Annotated in this window: 17 protein-coding genes; 8 read left to right on the top strand and 9 right to left on the bottom strand. The window is 59.9% G+C overall.

The window, feature by feature from the left end; all coding sequences use genetic code 11:
• Positions 1 to 37: 37 nt before the first annotated feature.
• On the bottom strand, positions 38 to 727 hold the full coding sequence (locus H9Q10_RS03655; protein ID WP_197902667.1) for an SIMPL domain-containing protein: 690 nt from the start codon (positions 725 to 727) through the stop codon (positions 38 to 40).
• Positions 728 to 896: 169 nt separating this feature from the next.
• Between H9Q10_RS03655 and panB the strand changes: the two genes are divergently transcribed.
• Together panB and H9Q10_RS03645 are read left to right on the top strand one after the other, a co-directional pair.
• A complete protein-coding gene (gene panB / locus H9Q10_RS03650; protein WP_197902666.1) occupies positions 897 to 1691 on the top strand; it encodes a 3-methyl-2-oxobutanoate hydroxymethyltransferase in 795 nt (264 codons plus the stop codon).
• Positions 1692 to 1838: 147 nt separating this feature from the next.
• Entirely contained in the window at positions 1839 to 2627 is a 789-nt protein-coding gene (locus H9Q10_RS03645; protein WP_197902665.1) for a DeoR/GlpR family DNA-binding transcription regulator, read from the top strand.
• Positions 2628 to 2658: 31 nt separating this feature from the next.
• Here the strand turns inward: H9Q10_RS03645 and H9Q10_RS03640 are convergent, their stop codons facing one another.
• Complete coding sequence (locus tag H9Q10_RS03640; protein WP_197902664.1) at positions 2659 to 2805, bottom strand: hypothetical protein; 147 nt, start codon at positions 2803 to 2805, stop codon at positions 2659 to 2661.
• Between the two features lie 3 nt (positions 2806 to 2808).
• Here H9Q10_RS03640 and H9Q10_RS03635 point away from each other — a divergent pair, with 3 nt between their 5' ends.
• The 5 genes from H9Q10_RS03635 to H9Q10_RS03615 all read left to right on the top strand — a co-directional run bounded on the left by H9Q10_RS03635 (position 2809) and on the right by H9Q10_RS03615 (position 6004).
• A complete protein-coding gene (locus H9Q10_RS03635; RefSeq protein WP_420841831.1) occupies positions 2809 to 3225 on the top strand; it encodes a hypothetical protein in 417 nt (138 codons plus the stop codon).
• Between the two features lie 4 nt (positions 3226 to 3229).
• Complete coding sequence (locus tag H9Q10_RS03630) at positions 3230 to 3484, top strand: hypothetical protein (RefSeq protein ID WP_197902663.1); 255 nt, start codon at positions 3230 to 3232, stop codon at positions 3482 to 3484.
• Positions 3485 to 3634: 150 nt separating this feature from the next.
• On the top strand, positions 3635 to 4114 hold the full coding sequence (locus H9Q10_RS03625; protein ID WP_197902662.1) for an RICIN domain-containing protein: 480 nt from the start codon (positions 3635 to 3637) through the stop codon (positions 4112 to 4114).
• Between the two features lie 356 nt (positions 4115 to 4470).
• Positions 4471 to 5256 (top strand): 16S rRNA (adenine(1518)-N(6)/adenine(1519)-N(6))-dimethyltransferase RsmA, encoded by a 786-nt coding sequence (gene rsmA, locus H9Q10_RS03620; RefSeq protein WP_197902661.1) that lies wholly within the window; start codon positions 4471 to 4473, stop codon positions 5254 to 5256.
• Between the two features lie 19 nt (positions 5257 to 5275).
• Positions 5276 to 6004 (top strand): amino acid ABC transporter ATP-binding protein, encoded by a 729-nt coding sequence (locus H9Q10_RS03615; RefSeq protein ID WP_197902660.1) that lies wholly within the window; start codon positions 5276 to 5278, stop codon positions 6002 to 6004.
• Positions 6005 to 6110: 106 nt separating this feature from the next.
• Here H9Q10_RS03615 and H9Q10_RS03610 read toward each other — a convergent pair whose 3' ends face one another.
• From H9Q10_RS03610 to H9Q10_RS03580, 7 genes are all read right to left on the bottom strand, one after another.
• Positions 6111 to 6386, bottom strand: a complete 276-nt coding sequence (locus H9Q10_RS03610; protein ID WP_197902659.1) for a hypothetical protein — start codon at positions 6384 to 6386, stop codon at positions 6111 to 6113.
• A 90-nt stretch (positions 6387 to 6476) separates the two neighbouring features.
• Entirely contained in the window at positions 6477 to 7862 is a 1386-nt protein-coding gene (locus H9Q10_RS03605) for an FAD-binding oxidoreductase (RefSeq protein ID WP_197902658.1), read from the bottom strand.
• Between the two features lie 153 nt (positions 7863 to 8015).
• A complete protein-coding gene (thrC, locus tag H9Q10_RS03600) occupies positions 8016 to 9428 on the bottom strand; it encodes a threonine synthase (protein ID WP_197902657.1) in 1413 nt (470 codons plus the stop codon).
• 139 nt (positions 9429 to 9567) lie between these two features.
• Entirely contained in the window at positions 9568 to 10317 is a 750-nt protein-coding gene (locus tag H9Q10_RS03595; RefSeq protein ID WP_197902656.1) for a Nif3-like dinuclear metal center hexameric protein, read from the bottom strand.
• Between the two features lie 110 nt (positions 10318 to 10427).
• Entirely contained in the window at positions 10428 to 11609 is a 1182-nt protein-coding gene (locus tag H9Q10_RS03590; protein ID WP_197902655.1) for an SGNH/GDSL hydrolase family protein, read from the bottom strand.
• A 97-nt stretch (positions 11610 to 11706) separates the two neighbouring features.
• The gene (locus tag H9Q10_RS03585) at positions 11707 to 12747 is read right to left on the bottom strand and encodes an SGNH/GDSL hydrolase family protein (RefSeq protein ID WP_238480127.1); all 1041 of its coding nucleotides are present in this window, start codon (positions 12745 to 12747) and stop codon (positions 11707 to 11709) included.
• A 416-nt stretch (positions 12748 to 13163) separates the two neighbouring features.
• Complete coding sequence (locus H9Q10_RS03580) at positions 13164 to 14600, bottom strand: MBOAT family O-acyltransferase (protein ID WP_197902653.1); 1437 nt, start codon at positions 14598 to 14600, stop codon at positions 13164 to 13166.
• 335 nt (positions 14601 to 14935) lie between these two features.
• On the opposite strand from H9Q10_RS03580, the gene brnQ reads away from it, so the two are divergent.
• Positions 14936 to 16264, top strand: coding sequence for a branched-chain amino acid transport system II carrier protein (gene brnQ, locus H9Q10_RS03575; RefSeq protein ID WP_197902652.1), 1329 nt, complete (start codon positions 14936 to 14938; stop codon positions 16262 to 16264).
• Positions 16265 to 16388 lie beyond the last annotated feature (124 nt).

Here is a 16388-nt window from a genome sequence, read left to right as displayed (position 1 = left end):
AATGCAGCCGGAATTTTCAGGTAGCCTCTAGGGCGCATCAATATTGAATCGTGCCGTTCACCGTTTGCTGCACCACGCTGTTGCCCGGGCTGTCGAACACGGGCTCGGGCGCACCGGCGCTTTCATAGGCGGCGCGCGCCATCATTGGTGCGGCCACGGCGTAGTCGTTCTGCTGCAACGACACTTCTACCACGCGGTAGCTGCTGCCGCCCATGCTGCGGCTGAGCACGTCGGCGCGTTTGCGGAAGTTTTGCAGCGCTTCAATGGCGAGGTTTTCTTCTATTTGGCGGCGGCTTTCCGGCTTGAGCGAGAAATTGAGCCCGCCGATGGTGGCTTCGCCGCTGCTCTCGGCAATCAGTTTGCCCAGCGCCTGGAAATCGCCGCCAGACACACGCAGCACGGCCACGTCTTCCCATACGCGGGCGCTGTTGCGGCCGCCCGGCTGGCTTTGGTAGGAGTAGCGGCTTTCCAGCTCGACTTCGGCACCGGAAATGCGGCGGGCGCGGCTTTGCAGGATGTTGAAGCGGCGCGTGGTTTCGGCGGTGGCGCGGGCGGGGTCGGCATGGCTGGAGGATACTTTCAGGCGCACGGTCATCCAGTTGTTGGGCACGGTGCGGCTGGCGGTTTCGCTGAATTTGAGCAGCTGGTAGTTCAGCGGCTCGGCGATGGCGGGGGCGAGGCTGAGGCCGGCCAAGAGGGCGGGCAGCAGCAGGGCGGTTTTTTTCATAGACGTTTGTCCTTGAATCGGGTTGGAAACGGCGGGATTATAGGCAGGGGGCGGGTTAAGTTGTTTTAAGCGCAGATGGGCGCCGGCTTTCAGAAGGCCTGCCGGGTTTGCCTGCCGGCGGGTTTTCAGGTAGCCTTTTGCGCCGTTATCGATTAAGAAAGGGAATATCGTGATTACCGTAAACACTTTGCGCGAAATGAAGCGCGCAGGCGAGAAAATCGCCATGCTCACCTGCTACGATGCCAGCTTTGCCGCGTTGATGGATGTGGCGGGCGTGGATATGCTCTTGGTGGGCGATTCGCTGGGTATGGCGGTGCAGGGGCGGGAGTCCACCCTGCCGGTGAGCCTGGCCGATATGTGCTACCACACGGCGGCGGTGGCGCGCGGCAGCAGCAATGCGCTGATTGTGAGCGACCTGCCGTTTGGGGCGTACCAGCAGAGCAGGGAGCAGGCTTTTGCCGCGTCGGCCGAGCTGATGGCGGCGGGGGCGCATATGGTGAAGCTGGAAGGCGGCGCGTGGATGGCGGAAACCACTGAGTTTCTTCAGCTGCGCGGTATTCCGGTGTGCGCGCACATTGGGCTCACGCCGCAGTCGGTGCACGTGTTCGGCGGCTATAAGGTGCAAGGCAAGGGCGACGTGGCGGCACAGGCTCTGCTTAACGATGCGGTGGCGCACGAGCAGGCCGGCGCGGCGGTGGTGCTGATGGAATGCGTGCCCGCCGCTTTGGGCAAGCAGGTTACCGAAACGCTTGCCTGCCCCACCATCGGCATTGGTGCGGGCGTGGATTGCGACGGGCAGGTGCTGGTAATGCACGATATGCTCGGCGTGTTCCCGGGCAAACCGGCCAAGTTCGTGAAAAACTTCATGCAGGGGCAGGGCAGCATTCAGGCGGCAGTGGCGGCCTATGTGCGCGAAGTGAAGGAGAAAACCTATCCTGCACAGGAACATACGTTTTCCGCTTGAGCCTGCGCATAACCAGGCTACCTGAAAACGAAGCGAACAAGCTGCCCGGCTAAAGACAATTTTCAGGTAGCCTTCCTGTTGAAGCAAAAGGCTACCTGAAAAACTTCAGCAAAAAAATCCTATACAAACAAGGAAGATAGAGAAACCATGCCGCACCGTACCCCCCGCCGGCAAAAAATTGCCCGGCTCGTGCGCGACAACGGCTTCATGTCGGTGGAAGAGCTGGCGCGCAGCCTCAACGTTACCCCGCAAACCGTGCGCCGCGACATCAACGTTTTGTGCGAACACAACATCCTGCGCCGTTATCACGGCGGCGCCGCGCTCGGCAGCAGTGTGCAAAACGAAGACTACGGCACGCGCAAAAACAAGTTGCAAAGCGAAAAAGCCCACATCGCCGACCTCATCGCCCAGCACATCCCCGATAACGTTTCCCTGTTTATGAGCATCGGCACCACCATAGAAGCCGTGGCGCTGGCGCTGGTGAAAAACCACAAAAACCTCTGCATCATCACCAACAACATCCACGTGGCCTCCATCGTGTCCGGCCGGCCGGACTACACCGTGATGATCACCTCAGGCGTGGTGCGCCCCGTGGACGGCGGCATCACCGGCGTGGCCACCATCGATTTCATCAACCAATTCAAGGTGGACTACGCCATCCTCGGTGCCTCCGGCATCGAAGCCGACGGCTCGCTGCTCGATTTCGACTATAAAGAAGTGAGCGTGATGCAGGCCATGATGGCCAACGCGCGCCACTGCTACCTGGCTGTGGACCACAGCAAATTCGGCCGCAACGCCCTGGTGCGCATGGGCGATGTGACCGAGTTTCAGGCCCTCTTCACCGACGAGCCGCCCAACGCCGGCCTGTGCAAAAAGCTCGACGATGCGGGCGTGCGCTGGTATCTGGCGGCGAAAGGCGAACCGGGTGCGGAGTAGGCAACCACTTGTCCGAGTGGGATTTTTATTCTCAGGTAGCCTTACCGGCTGGCTGGGTGACGACCTGAAAAATATCGTACCAATAGTCGCTGATGCCCGTTGCCGTGCAGCGAAAGCTGGCAGTGGGCGCGGCTTTGCAGTATATTTTGCGCGATTCGATTTTATTGATGGAGAACATACCATGTCGATGCTGAAAAGGCCGGAAGAGGTGATGGTGGCGGTATTGGCCGCGCTGTTTGTGGTACTGACTTATGCGGCGGCATCGTATTTCGGCGCAGGGGCGCAAACGGCGTTGTTGGTGGCGGCGCTTACATTGATTGTGCTGCTGCCGGCCTTCTTGCTGTGGCAGCGCAACCGGGCGGCGTGGCTGTGGCCTTGTCTGATTGGCCTGTTGGCAGCCTGCTGGTGGCCGTATTTCGATGCGCGTGGGGCGCAGTCGTTGCCAGTGGGGCTGCTGCAACAGGATGCGGCTACGGTGGCGGAGGCGCTGCCTTGGTATGCGGGCTGGACGTTTAAGCTGCTGCTGGCGGCGCTGCCGGTTGCGGCGGGCTATGGCTGGATGCTGTATCGGCGCTATGGGAAGAAGAAACCGTTGTGACAGCATGCGCCATTATTCCAACCTTACCCACATTACGCACATCCACCATAAACAGCGGATGCAGCTGTTTGCCCAACCGGTAGTGCCGCATGTTCAAACGGATCGCTATCTCCCCGCCCAGCTTGGTAAATATCAGCCACAACACCAGAAAATTGCCAGCCGTAGCACCAAGCCAACACCGTTCAGCAAACGTTTCGGATCATTTCCGATTATCCATCTATATTTTAACTTCACAGAAACTCAGCCTTGCCTGCACTAAGACATCGTTATTAGCAAAATTCGTTTTGCCCGTTTTAACTTCGTTGAGGCTCACGTTTTCAGGTAGCCTTTTGCACAAGCTCAGCTTGTTTCCCAGTTAAGCAATCTTTGGTAAATTAGCACCGCATTCCACCATCCATCGGAGCCGCCCATGCGCCGCCTCATCCTGCTCAGCACGCTCGCCCTCACCGCCTGCCCCCTGCCCTACTGCCCCGTGCACCCGATTACCCCCGGCGCCCACAAAGCCCATACCAGAGCCCCGCAGGATGCCACCTTCTCCCACCAAAAACAGTCCGCGCCCAAAAAGCCCGAAGGCAGCCTCCTACGCATGCAAAACCAATGCCTCACCGTGCAAAACAGCCTCCTCGTACGCCAACCCTGCCGCAATACGCCCAACCAATATTTCGAGCGCGACATCCGCAGCGGCACCATTCGCCAAAGCGGCCAATGCCTCACCCAAAGCGGCAGCCGCATCACCCTCGCCCCCTGCCACGGACAAACCAGCCAGCAATGGTATGGCGACGACGACCGCCTGTGCAGCCGCAGCGCCAACGCCCAATGCTGGGATGCCGCCGAACGCATCATCCTCCTGCAAACCCGCAGCAATGCCCCCAGCCAAGAAGTCCGCTAGTCCTGTCATAGAAGTTTTGGCTCCGCAGCCGCCCGCCATACCCGTTTTTAATGCCTTACCGCCAGTTTTCAATTTTCAGGTAGCCTCAAACGGCGCGGCAGAGGCTACCTGAAAGCGCAAGCTTCAACGAAGTGGACCGATGTTTGGGTATCACCCAAGCTGAGTTTCTGCGAAGCTCAAACGTGAGCCTCAACGAAGTTAAAGCGGGCAAACGGCTTTTCGCGAAACCAAGCCCCGCCAAACCCGAACATCCCGCCAAGCGCCGCAGGCTGCTGCCATGCAGAAACATCCCCCAGCCCGCCCGCCGAATCTGATACAATCAGCCCCTTTCCCGCTCACCGCCGCACCGCGCCATCATGACCCAACACACCGCCCGCAAACGCTTCGGGCAAAACTTTCTGCAAGACAGCCGCATCATCGCCGACATCGTGCAGGCCGTGCGGCCCCAGCCGGGCGACACCGTGGTGGAAATCGGCCCCGGCCTCGGCGCCCTCACCGCGCCCCTGGCCGCCAAGCTCGAGCGCCTGCACGTGTGCGAAATCGACCGTGACATCATCGGCTACCTGAAAACCCAGCCCTATGCCGGCAAACTCGTTATCCACGAAGGCGACGTGTTGCAGTTCGACTTCGCCAGCGTGCCCGGGCGCAAAAAAATCGTCGGCAACCTGCCCTACAACATCTCCACCCCCCTCCTGTTCCACCTCAGCCGCTATGCCGGCGAAGTGGCAGACATGCACTTCATGCTGCAAAAAGAGGTGGTGGAGCGCATGGTGGCCGCGCCCGGCAGCAACGATTTCGGCCGCCTCAGCGTGATGCTGCAATACTTTTTCGATATGGAAAAGCTGCTGGACGTGCCGCCGGAAAGCTTCCAGCCTGCGCCCAAAGTGGATTCCGCCGTGGTGCGCCTCATTCCCGTGGCGCACCGCATCGGTCAGGCGCAGGATTTTGCCCAATTTGCCGCCTTGGTGAAACAAGCCTTCCACCAGCGCCGCAAAACCATCCGCAACAACCTCAAAGGCCTGGCAAACGACGAAGACTTACAGGCCGCCGGCATCAGCCCGCAGGAGCGCGCCGAGCACATCTCCCCGGAAAAATACGTGGCCTTGGCCAACCTTTTGGCTGCCAAGCCGCAATCGAAATAACGCATAACAGGAAACCGCCATGATCAAATTCAAAAATGTAAACAAATGGTTTAAAGAGCTGCACGTGCTCAGCGACATCAATCTGGAAGTAAAAAAAGGCGAAGTGGTGGTGGTATGCGGCCCCTCCGGCAGCGGCAAATCCACCCTCATCCGCACCGTAAACCAGCTTGAGCAAATCCAAAGCGGCGAAATCTGGGTGGACGGCGTAAACGTGGCCGACCCCGCCACCGACTTAAACAAAATCCGCGCCGAAGTGGGCTTTGTGTTTCAGCACTTCAACCTCTATCCGCATTTGAGCGTGCTGGAAAACATCGTGCTCTCACCGATGAAGGTAAAAAAACAGAGCCGCGCGCAGGCCGAGGAAAAGGCGCTGCAACTCTTGGAGCGCGTGGGCCTGGCGCATAAAAAAGACGCCATGCCCGGCGAGCTTTCCGGCGGCCAGCAGCAGCGCGTGGCGATTGCGCGCGGGCTGGCGATGGAGCCGCAGGTGATGCTGTTTGACGAGCCCACTTCCGCGCTCGACCCGGAAATGGTGGGCGAGGTGCTCAAGGTGATGAAAGACTTGGCTGAAAGCGGCATGACCATGATGTGCGTTACCCACGAAATGGGCTTCGCGCGCGAGGTATCCGACCGGATTATCTTTGTGGACCAGGGCAAAATCGTGGAAGTGGACACGCCGGAAGTGTTCTTCACCAACCCGAGCAGCGAGCGGGCGAAACAGTTTTTGAATCAAGTGATGAAGGCTTGATTGATTTGAAAAAAGAAAAGGCTACCTGAAAATTTTAGCTGCGCAGAAACTCGCGAAGCTCGTTTTCAGGTAGCTTTTTTATATGTGGCCAAGTAACTGCGCCGCCTCAAGCCCAAGGCTCTTGCAGCACTTGGGCTTCGTAATCCACCGGCTCTTCGGCTTCGGGTACAGCAGCGAAACCTGATTCGGTTTGGCGGTACACGCCCGCGCGGTAGGGGAAGCGGGCAATGATTTCGGCAATGGCGGCATCGAACTCTTCCTTCGTTTCCCATACTTGCCCGCAGTCGTCGCACATAAACAGTGCGCCGTCTTCAGGCGGCAGTTGCGTTACCCAGCCGGTGCAGTGCGGTAGGGGGCAGCGGATTTTGAAATCGGGGGTCATGGCTTGGTTTCCTTGTGTTTGAAATGGCAGGCTGCTTTTTCAGGCAGCCTCACTTAAATGGTCATGCGGATTTTTTGGTGAAATTATTTTTCAGGTAGCCTCAGGCGGGAACAGCTTGCCGGGGTTAAACAAATTGTGCGGGTCGAGCTGGGCTTTGATGGCGCGCATCAGCGCGATTTCCACGGGGCTGCGCACGCTGGGCAGCCAGTGGTTTTTCACTTGGCCGATACCGTGTTCGGCGGCGATGGTGCCCTGGCAAGCGAGCGTGTGCTCATACACGATGCGGTTAACGCCGTCTTCGTATTCGTAGGCCTGGTTGCTGCGGATGTGTGGCAGGAAGGTGTTGAAGTGCAGGCTGCCGTCGCCGAGGTGGCCGAACACGACGATTTCGATGCCCGCATAAGCCTGCCTGAGCGCGGCGGAGGCGCCCTCCACCAGCTCGGCCACGCGCTCGATGGGCACGGCGATATCGTGCTTGATGCTGGCACCGAGCGCTTTTTGCGCGGCGGAAATGTCTTCGCGCAGCCGCCACAGCTCGGCACGCTCGGCCTCGGACTGCGCCAGCACGGCGTTTTCCCGGCCGTGGGCAAACAGGAATTCGGCCAAATCATCGGCCAGGCCGGGCTGCGGCAGGCTGTCGCTCAATTCGAGCAGGATGTGCCACGGGGCGTCGAGCGGCGGGTTGAGGCGGCCATAACCGGCGGAAAGCTCGAGCGCAAACCGGCTCACCAGCTCGAAGCTGCACAGGCGCTCGGCAAATCGGCCTTGGATTTGGGTGAGCAGCTGCACGGCGTCTTGGATACTGTCTAGGCCGATCCAAGCGGTTACGGTGGTTTGCGGGCGGGCAAACAATTTGAGCGTGGCGGCGGTGATGATGCCGAGCGTGCCTTCGCTGCCGATGAAGAGCTGGCGCAGGTCGTAGCCGGTGGTGTTTTTGTGCAGCGGGGAGAGGTGGGAAAGCAGGCTGCCGTCGGGCAGCACCACTTCCAGCCCGAACACCAGATCGCGCGTGGTGCCGTAGCGCACCACGTTCAGCCCGCCGGCGTTGCAGGCGATGTTGCCGCCGATTTGGCAGGAGCCTTCGCTGGCCAGGCTGAGCGGAAACAGCCGCCCTGCCCGCTCTGCGGCTTCCTGCACCTGTTGCAGGATGGCGCCGGCTTCCACGGTGATGGCGTTGTCGGCCAGGCTGAGGCTGCGGATGCGGTTGAGCCGCCCGAGGTTGAGCAGGATGCCGCCGTCGGGCACGGCCGCGCCGCACAGGCCGGTGTTGCCGCCCTGCGGGGTGACGGACACGCGGTGTTCGCCGCACCAGCGCACCAGCCGCTGCACCTGCGCCACGCTCTCGGGCATCACCACGGCTGCGGCTCGGCCGATGTAGCGGCCGCGGCGGTCGGCCAGAAGCGGCGCGGGGTCGGATACGATTTCGCGTTCGCTCAGAAAGGTACGCAGGGAGGGCAGGATATCGGCTGGGTTCATAAGAGGCTACCTGAAAAATATCTGCGAAGTAGAGTGGGTGAAGTTTGGGATGGTTGAAATATTTTCAGGTAGCCTTATGCACACAGGCTACCTGAAAGCGGCAGCTTCAACGCAGTTAAAATGAGCGTAGCGAATTTCTGCGTAGCTAAAAAATCAACCCAAGGTTTGCACCATCAGCTCCCGCACCGCCTGCGCGCTGTTGGGCAGCACGGCCACGCGTTGCGGCAGGCTTTCCAGCCCGGCAAGCGCAGCGGGGCGCGGCACGTCCACAGGATGTCCGGCGGCTTCGTTGATGGTGTCGGCAAACTTGGCCGCCAGCGCGGTTTCCAGGCAAACGATGGTTTCGCCTGCCTCGCGCAGCTCGCGCGCCACTTTCACGCCGTCGGCGGTATGCGGGTCGAGCCATTCGCCGTCGCTTTCATGCACGGCGCGAATGGTGGCGAGGCGGTCGGCGTGGCGGCTGGAGCCAGACACGAAGCCGAATTCTTCGCGGATGCGCGGCAGCTCGGCGGATAAATCGAAACCTCCGCCGGCGGCCACCTGCTGCCACAATGAGGCTACCTGAAAATGGTCGCGCCCCAATAAATCAAACACAAAGCGCTCGAAATTGGAGGCTTTGGAAATGTCCATCGAAGGGCTGGAGGTAACATAGGTGTGCGCGGCGCTGCGCGGGCGGTAGCGGCCGGTGCGGAAAAATTCATCGAGCACGTCGTTTTCGTTGGTGGCCACGATGAGGCGGCGGATGGGCAGGCCCATCATGCGGGCGATATGCCCGGCACAGATGTTGCCGAAATTGCCGCTGGGCACGCAGAAGCTCACTTGTTCGCCGTTGCTGGCGGTAGCGCGGAAATAGCCGGCGAAATAGTACACGATTTGCGCGAGGATGCGCCCCCAGTTGATGGAGTTGACCGTGCCGATGCTGTATTGCTGCTTGAAGGCAGCGTCGTTTTGCAGGGCTTTCACGATGTCTTGGCAGTCGTCAAACATGCCTTCGATGGCGAGGTTGTGGATGTTTTCGTCGGTAAGGCTGTACATTTGGGCGCGCTGGAAGGCGCTCATTTTGCCGTGCGGCGAGAGCATGAACACATGGATGCCGGCCTTGCCGCGCAGGGCGTATTCGGCGGCGGAGCCGGTGTCGCCGCTGGTGGCGCCGATGATGTTCAGCCGTTTGCCTTCGCGTGACAGCACGTATTCGAAGGAGTGGCCGAGAAACTGCATGGCCATGTCTTTGAAGGCCAGCGTGGGGCCGTTGGAGAGGGCTTGGATTTTGATGCCGTCGGCGAGGGTGCGCACGGGGGTGATGCTGCTCGTGCCGAACACGGCTTCGGTGTAGGTGTCGTCCACTAGGCGGCGCAGGTCTGCGGCCGGAATGTCGCCCGCAAACAGGTTCATGATTTCAAACGCCAATTCGGGATAGCTCAGGCCGCGCCAGCGTTGCAGCGTGGCGGCATCGATTTGCGGATAGCGCTCGGGCAGCATCAGGCCGCCGTCGGGCGCGAGGCCCATAAGCAGGACTTCGCTGAAGGATTTGGGGGCGGTTTGGCCGCGCGTGCTGATGTATTTCATGAGTATATCCCGTTGGAGGAGTGAGGAGGTAAGGAAGCTAAAGGCTACCTGAAAACCTAAAGGTTAGCTAAAACGCCAGCTTCAAGGAAGTGGACCAAGTCTTCCGCAAGAAGGCAGATTCCTGCAAAGCTAAAAGCAATCAAGCCGGATTGTCTTCATCGAAAAACCGGCATTCCAGCGCGAATTCCTGCTGCAAGCGCCCGGCCAGCGCCTGGATGCCGTAGCGTTCGGTGGCGTGGTGGCCGGCACTGATGAAGAGCGTGCCGGTTTCATTGGCCAGATGGTATTGCGCTTCGGAAATCTCGCCGGTAACGAAGGCATCGGCGCCGAGGTCGATGGCTTGCTGGAAAAAGCCCTGTGCGCCGCCGCTGCACCAAAACAGCCTGCGCACGGGGCGCTGCAAATTTCCGGCCGCCACGGGCTGCCTGCCGAGGCCGGCAGCCAGCTGCGCCACCAGCGCGGCGCCGTTGGTATCGGGCGGCGGGGCGCCATACATCAGCAGGTTTTGCTCGCCGGTTTGGCCATCGATGCGCCAGCCGAGGCGTTTAGCCAGCTGGGCGTTGTTGCCGGCTTCGGGATGGGCGTCGAGCGGCAGGTGGTAGCCGGCCAGGTTGATGTTGTGGCGGATGAGGGCGGCGATGCGGCGGTGCTTCCAGCCGGTGATGGTGATGGGCTCGCTCTTCCAAAACAGGCCGTGGTGCACCAGGAGCATATCGGCTTCCTGCCGCACGGCATAGTCGATGGCGGCCAGGCTGGCGGTAACGGCGCACACGATTTTGCGCACGTTTTCGCGCCCTTCCACTTGCAGGCCGTTGGGGGCGTAGTCGTGGAATTCGGCGGTGCGGAGGAATTGGTTACACCAGCTGATGATGGCTTGGCGGTTGGGCATATCGCTTTCCTGTGCTCGGAGGGTTGTGTTTTAGCTTCGCAGAAACTCACTCATTCGTTTTCAGGTAGCCTTTTGTGTGTTTGAGGCTACCTGAAAATGGTTTAGTCAGGCTATTTGTTGGCCAGTTTAATGATGTCGTCGGCCAGCTGCGAGGCGGCGGTTTGGTAGCCTTGGGCGGAGAAGTGCACGCCGTCGCGGGCACCCAAGCCGCGCGCCACCCAGCCTTTCATGCTGCACGGCCCGCCCATGGCGGCCTGCCACGACCAATACAGGGTTTGCTCCTGCTGCGCCACGTCACGCTGCATCTGCTGCACGGCATCCAGATAGGGTGGGCGCTGGCCGCATTGGCCGTGCTTGGATTTGAGCGATTCGGGCGCGCCGATAATCAAAATGCCGGCGCCGGGCAGGGCTTCGCGGATGCGGCCGACGGTTTCCGCCCAGATACGCTTAGTTTGCGCCACATCCAAATGGCTGTTGAAGGCTTCGTTGGTGCCGTAGGCCAGAATCACCAAATCGGCCTGCGTGGCCGACAAATCCTGCATCCAGTCAGCACGCCAGTTGCCCCACTGCGACAGCTGCGAGCCGTTGATGCCCATCGCCGACACAATCACGCCGGGGCGGTCGTTTTCGATATTGATGTGGCCGATTTCCCAAATGTCGCCGGGCTGCGAGCGGTAGCTTAAGGGCAGCTGGGCGGTGAAGGAGAAATACTGCCAGGCATTGCTGCCGAGATTAGGCAGCGAAGCCACCTGGCGGCCCTGCCCGTCTTGCACGCTCAGGGCGTTATCGGCAAATACGGGGCGGGCGGTGATGGTGATTTGCTGTGCTTCGGCAACTGGCGAGCGCGGGTTTACGGTGGTATGCCCGCCGCCGGAAGAGCGGTTCAGAATGCCGCCCAGCGGAAACTCGGCGCGGGCGTTGCGGCTGCTCAACACCTGCCAGCCGCTGCTGTTGTGCAGCACTTGTGCATTGCGCTGGCCGGACACGTTGTTGGGATACACCCAGCCGATGCCGCCGTTGCCCCACTGCTGTTGCAGCCGGGTGCGCAATTCGTTGGTGAAATAGTCGCCGGCGGTGTGCGAATCGCCGATTTGCACGATACGGAATTTCACGTTGCCGCCGCGGTTGAGCCGTTGCAGCTTGTCTAGCCACACGGGCTGCCAGCTGCCGTAGTTGGTGAGCTCGGCTTTTTCGGGCGTGCCTTGAGCGGCGGTTTCGGCGCCGCAGGCCTGGCAGGCCAACAAGCAAACGGCCATCAGGGCCAGTTTGCTGCCTTCTTTAAACACAAACATCTGTCTTACTGTCCTTCAATCTTGCTTGGCGACAAATCAGCCAGTTCCCGATAAGGGCTTGCCGTGCCCATGGCGGGAAACTGCCTATCTGCCGGTTTTACTTTCCGCGCGCTGCCATGGTTTCGGAAGCGGCGGCCGGAACGCCCGGCTCGTGTGCAGATGCGGGCCGGTAGTCGATGCGGCTGGTTATCTGCTCGGCCAGGAATTGTTGTCCCTTTATAGTGAAATGAATACCGTCTTTGCTGCGCAGGCGGACGGTTTGCCCGTTTACGCTGATGCTGTCGCGGTATTGCCCGTCTTCGCCACCCATGATTTTGTCGGTGGGCAGCCAGATGGATTGGCCGGCCAGCTCGCTGGCGAACAGGGTGTCGAGATAGCGCATCTGTTCGTTGAGGCGACGGTTTTTCATGGCCGGCACGCCCATCCAAATAAGGCGGACGTTGGCCGCTTTGGCCGCGCTCACGATGCGTTCGATGCGCTGTCTGTATTCCTGCTCCCATTCCGGGCTTTGGAATTTCAGGTAGCCTCGGGTGCCGGGCTGGGGATTGGGGAAATCCCAAGGGTCGTTCGGCCCCAAAAACACCACCAGCAACCTGATTTTTTGGTCTTCCCGCAAGGTTTTTTCTATGGTGGCCGGCCAGTCGAAGAAGCTGGGATAGGACAGGCCGGTGCTTTGGCGGCTAAGGTTCACGGAATCGATGCCGTATTCGCTGCTCAGCCAGCGCTGAACGTGCGGCGCCACACCTTCCATCATGGAATCGCCGGCGAAGAATACTTTGTCTCCGGCGGTAAGTTGCACACGGTCTGGCTGCGCTTGCGCCAAGTTTGTGCTGCCGTGCGCCGGTTCAGAAGTGGCGGCTGGCTGGCTGGCGGCAGGCGCTGCCATATCAGGCGACGGCAGGGTTGCAACTTGGCTTGGCACAGCGTGTTGCTCACGCCAGCTTTCGTTGCGCGCTTCCAGCCAGCCGACAGCGTTTTCGTGCTGCTGCAATGATGCTTGCTGCCAGCGGCTGCCAGCACGCCACCAGCCATAGTCGTTCATTTTTTCCAGCGGGCTGGCGCGGTGGTAGGTTTGCTGCCAATAGGCATTAATGGAATCTTGGCTGAACCACACAGTGAGCAGGCCGGTAAGCAGCATCGCCAGATACAGCCGCCACACCGGCGAAGGGGAGGGTTTGCTCAAGCTGGCCGGTTTGAAAGAAGGCTGGGCTTCTTTGGCAGGCTTGCGTTTTACCGATTGCTTTGCCGCTTGGGGTTTGGGCTGATGTGCGGCCGCCTGTTTGGCTGGAGAGGCTACCTGAAAATGGATGCCGCGGTTTTTTGCGGAACCGGCTCCTTTCGGCTGCTGTTTGGCTTTTGCTTCGGCCGGCTCCGCTTTGGCCGGCGCGGCAGCCGTTTCCTGCTCGGGCACAGGCAAATCCAGCTGCAGTTGCTTATCGGCCTCCGCTTTGCGGCGGGCGGCTTGTTCTTTGTATTTGTGTTTTCGCGCTCTGCGTTTGGCTTGGTTGGGCTTCATGGCTCAATCGCTTTGTTTTAATTATTATTTATTAGTTGTTAAAAGTTGGCATAAATAAACCCGGGAATACCCGAGGGGGCAAACACCATCAGCAGCCACATGGCTGCGCCCATCGGCAGCGGCCACGCCCACATCGGCAGCCGCTCCAGCAGGGAAACCAAGCCGTTAAACAGGCGCGCCAGTACGCCGTAGCACAACAGCGAGAACACCATCGCGCCCAACACCAGCAGCGTTTCCAAATCCGGCATGCCGCTGCCGCCCCTGCCCAGCAGCGATTGGAACATCAGCCCGGCATCACTCAAGCTGGCAGTGCGGAACACCACGAAAGCCAGGCAGACGAAGTTTACGGTAAAAAAGATGCCCGCTGCCTTGCCCAGCCGCGACGAACCGGACAGCCATTCGCGTTTGCCCAATAATTTGTCGCCGATATTCAAGCCTACCAGCACCACACCGTGCAGCGCGCCCCACAGCAGGAAGTTCCAGCCGTGGCCGTGCCAGATACCGGAGAGCAGCATGGCCGCCATCAGGTTGAACTGAGTGCGCAGCCAGCCTTTGCGGCTGCCGCCCAACGGGATGTAGATATAGTCGCGGATCCAGGTGGAAAGCGTGATGTGCCAGCGGTCCCAGAAATCGCGCAGGTTGAATGCGCGCAGCGGCATGGCGAAGTTTTGCGGCAGCCGGAAGCCCAGCAGCATGGCCATGCCCACCACCAAATCGGTGTAGCCGGAAAAATCCAAAAACAGCTGCACGGTGTAGCCGTATACCGCCGTAAGCACCGTGAGCCAATCATACTGCATCGGGTTTTCAAACACCGGATCCACCCAGTTGCCGCCGAGCACGCCGGCCAGCCACCATTTCTTGCTGATGCCCAGCACAATCAGCCCGATGGCCAAAGCCGGACGGATGATGGCGCGCGGTGTTTCGGCACGGATTTGCGCGGCCATGCCCTCATCTGTGCCGTAAATGCTTTTGAGCCTGCCGGCGCGGGCGATCGGCCCGGAAGTGATGGTGGGGAAAAAGCTGAAATACAGCAGCAGCTCGCGCCATTTGAGCCGCACGTTTTCATCGCGGTAAATCGATACCAGATAGGATACGCCTTGGAAGGTGTAATAAGAAATGCCCAACGGCATCAGGATATCCAGCGAAGGATCTTGCAGTCCCTGCTGCAAATACGGCAGGCAGAAATCCGAATACTTGAAAAACGACAGGTTCAACAGCGCCAGCACCACCCCGGCCGCCAGCCAGCGCTGCCGCGCCGCCCGCCCCTTGCTCTGCGACAAGCCGGAAGCAATCAGCGTGATGCCCAGCGAAAACGCCGCCACCGCCAGCGCGAAGCCCCAATGCAGATAGCCCAACCAACCCAGGCCGGTGAGCAGCAGCAGCCAGTTCTGCCAGCGCGGGCGTTTGGCCAACAGCCAGTAAACCGGGAAGAAGCAGAGGAAAAAAACGGCAAATTCGATAGACAGCAACGGCATAAAATCAAGGCGGTAAGGAAAGGGTTAATCCGTGCAGCGAAAGTGTGGGATTATACTGTTTCCCGCCGCTAGGATAAAGCGATTTACACGCCCGCCCGCTCACCTGCAGGCTACCTGAAAACCCGTTTAGCCCATTCCTCAAACGAGCCTTCATTTTTTTCAGGTAGCCTCACCCTGCCTCATCAGGCTACCTGAAAAAGCAAAATTTCAACGCAGCAGACAATACACAACCGGCGCCGTCAACGCGCCCGCCCTGTATCTTTCCCAAGCGATTCGGTATCATACGACCTTTTCTTTGGCCGGTACCACCGGCTGCCAACCACCACCCCCGCAAAATGAACAAAAGCACCTTCGTTATCGGCTTCATGCTGTTTGCCATTTTTTTCGGCGCCGGCAACCTCATCTTCCCGCCCACGCTCGGCCTCAACAGCGGCCCCGCCTTCTGGAGCACTCTTTCCGGCTTCGTGATCACCGGCGTCGGCCTGCCCTTGTTGGGCATCGTGGCGAGCGCCTTCTACCAAAACGGCTACAAAACCGCGCTCAACCGTATCCACCCGTGGTTTTCCGTGCTCTTCCTGATGGCCGTTTACCTCACCATCGGCCCCTTCTTCGCCATCCCGCGCACCGGCGCCACTTCCTACGAAATGGCCATACTACCCTTTATCGGCGCGCCCGGCGCCGCCTCACTCTTGGCCTTCACCGTGGTTTACTACGCGCTCACCCTGTGGCTAAGCCTGAACCCATCCAAAATGGTGGAACGCATCGGTGCCATCCTCACTCCCGCCCTGCTGATTTCCATCCTCGCCCTCATCGGCAAATCCATGTGGTGGCTGTTCGACAACCCGCCCACCCTGGCGGAGGTAAACTTCGGCGGCCAATCCGCCTTTTTGAGCGGCTTCATCGGCGGCTACCAGACTATGGACGTACTCGCCTCCGTGGCCTTTTCTGTGATTGTGATCAACGCCATCAAAGCCAAAATGCCCGTCGGGCAGCGCGACGATAAAATCGTGGTGAAACAAACCTTTGTTGCCGGCATTATCGCCGCCGCCTCGCTGGCCGTCATCTATATCGGCCTGGCCTGGGTGTGCAACCGCCTGCCCGTGCCGCAGCAAACCCTGGCCGACCTGGCTGCCAAAAATCAAGACGTCGGCTCCTTCCTGCTCACCACCGCCGCCTACGAAACCTTCGGCAGCTTCGGCCGCATCCTGTTCGGCACCATCGTTACCCTCGCCTGCCTCACCACCTCCGTGGGCCTGGTCACCGCCGTGGGCGAATTCTTCTACGGCCTGTTCCCGCGCATCAGCTACCGCACCTATGTGGTATCGCTCACCCTGGTAAGCTTTATCTTGGCCAATCAGGGCCTAAGCACCGTCATCAGCAAATCCGTACCCGTGCTGATGGTGCTCTACCCCATCGCCATGACCATCCTTCTGCTGCTCTTAATCGACAACTTCGCCCGCCCCCTGCCCGTGCTGTCGCACCGCCTCGCCGCCGGGCTGGTTACCGTTGTATCCATCCTTTCCGTGGCCGGTGCCGGCTTTACCAAACAGCTGCCGCTGCAAGTCTATTCACTCGAATGGCTGCCCTTCGCCCTGGCCGGCATCCTCATCGGCTGCGCCGGCGGCTTGGCGGGCAAACCGGCTGCCGATAGCGAAAAAGCCTGATGCAACCGCATTAAAGGTGTGGAAGCATAAAAAGGCTACCTGAAAAAAGGCTACCTGAAAAACAATGCTGCATTTTTCAGGTAGCCTTTTGCCGTTTAGATCACTAGTGCCGAAATATTAAACT

Origin of the sequence: Eikenella glucosivorans (assembly GCF_016025525.2) — a bacterium.
In the GTDB taxonomy this organism is placed as follows: Bacteria; Pseudomonadota; Gammaproteobacteria; order Burkholderiales; family Neisseriaceae; genus Eikenella; species Eikenella glucosivorans.
Note: the sequence above shows the minus strand (reverse complement) of the source record. Positions and strands in the feature narration are given on the sequence as shown.

Coding starts and splice junctions, on each gene's coding strand:
- H9Q10_RS03655 (WP_197902667.1), bottom strand. CDS start 727: ATGAAAAAAACCGCCCTGCTGCTGCCCGCCCTCTTGGCCGGCCTCAGC.
- H9Q10_RS03645 (WP_197902665.1), top strand. CDS start 1,839: ATGCCGCACCGTACCCCCCGCCGGCAAAAAATTGCCCGGCTCGTGCGC.
- H9Q10_RS03640 (WP_197902664.1), bottom strand. CDS start 2,805: ATGTTCTCCATCAATAAAATCGAATCGCGCAAAATATACTGCAAAGCC.
- H9Q10_RS03635 (WP_420841831.1), top strand. CDS start 2,809: ATGTCGATGCTGAAAAGGCCGGAAGAGGTGATGGTGGCGGTATTGGCC.
- H9Q10_RS03630 (WP_197902663.1), top strand. CDS start 3,230: ATGCGCCATTATTCCAACCTTACCCACATTACGCACATCCACCATAAA.
- H9Q10_RS03625 (WP_197902662.1), top strand. CDS start 3,635: ATGCGCCGCCTCATCCTGCTCAGCACGCTCGCCCTCACCGCCTGCCCC.
- rsmA (WP_197902661.1), top strand. CDS start 4,471: ATGACCCAACACACCGCCCGCAAACGCTTCGGGCAAAACTTTCTGCAA.
- H9Q10_RS03615 (WP_197902660.1), top strand. CDS start 5,276: ATGATCAAATTCAAAAATGTAAACAAATGGTTTAAAGAGCTGCACGTG.
- H9Q10_RS03610 (WP_197902659.1), bottom strand. CDS start 6,386: ATGACCCCCGATTTCAAAATCCGCTGCCCCCTACCGCACTGCACCGGC.
- H9Q10_RS03605 (WP_197902658.1), bottom strand. CDS start 7,862: ATGAACCCAGCCGATATCCTGCCCTCCCTGCGTACCTTTCTGAGCGAA.
- thrC (WP_197902657.1), bottom strand. CDS start 9,428: ATGAAATACATCAGCACGCGCGGCCAAACCGCCCCCAAATCCTTCAGC.
- H9Q10_RS03595 (WP_197902656.1), bottom strand. CDS start 10,317: ATGCCCAACCGCCAAGCCATCATCAGCTGGTGTAACCAATTCCTCCGC.
- H9Q10_RS03590 (WP_197902655.1), bottom strand. CDS start 11,609: ATGTTTGTGTTTAAAGAAGGCAGCAAACTGGCCCTGATGGCCGTTTGC.
- H9Q10_RS03585 (WP_238480127.1), bottom strand. CDS start 12,747: ATGCTGCTTACCGGCCTGCTCACTGTGTGGTTCAGCCAAGATTCCATT.
- H9Q10_RS03580 (WP_197902653.1), bottom strand. CDS start 14,600: ATGCCGTTGCTGTCTATCGAATTTGCCGTTTTTTTCCTCTGCTTCTTC.
- brnQ (WP_197902652.1), top strand. CDS start 14,936: ATGAACAAAAGCACCTTCGTTATCGGCTTCATGCTGTTTGCCATTTTT.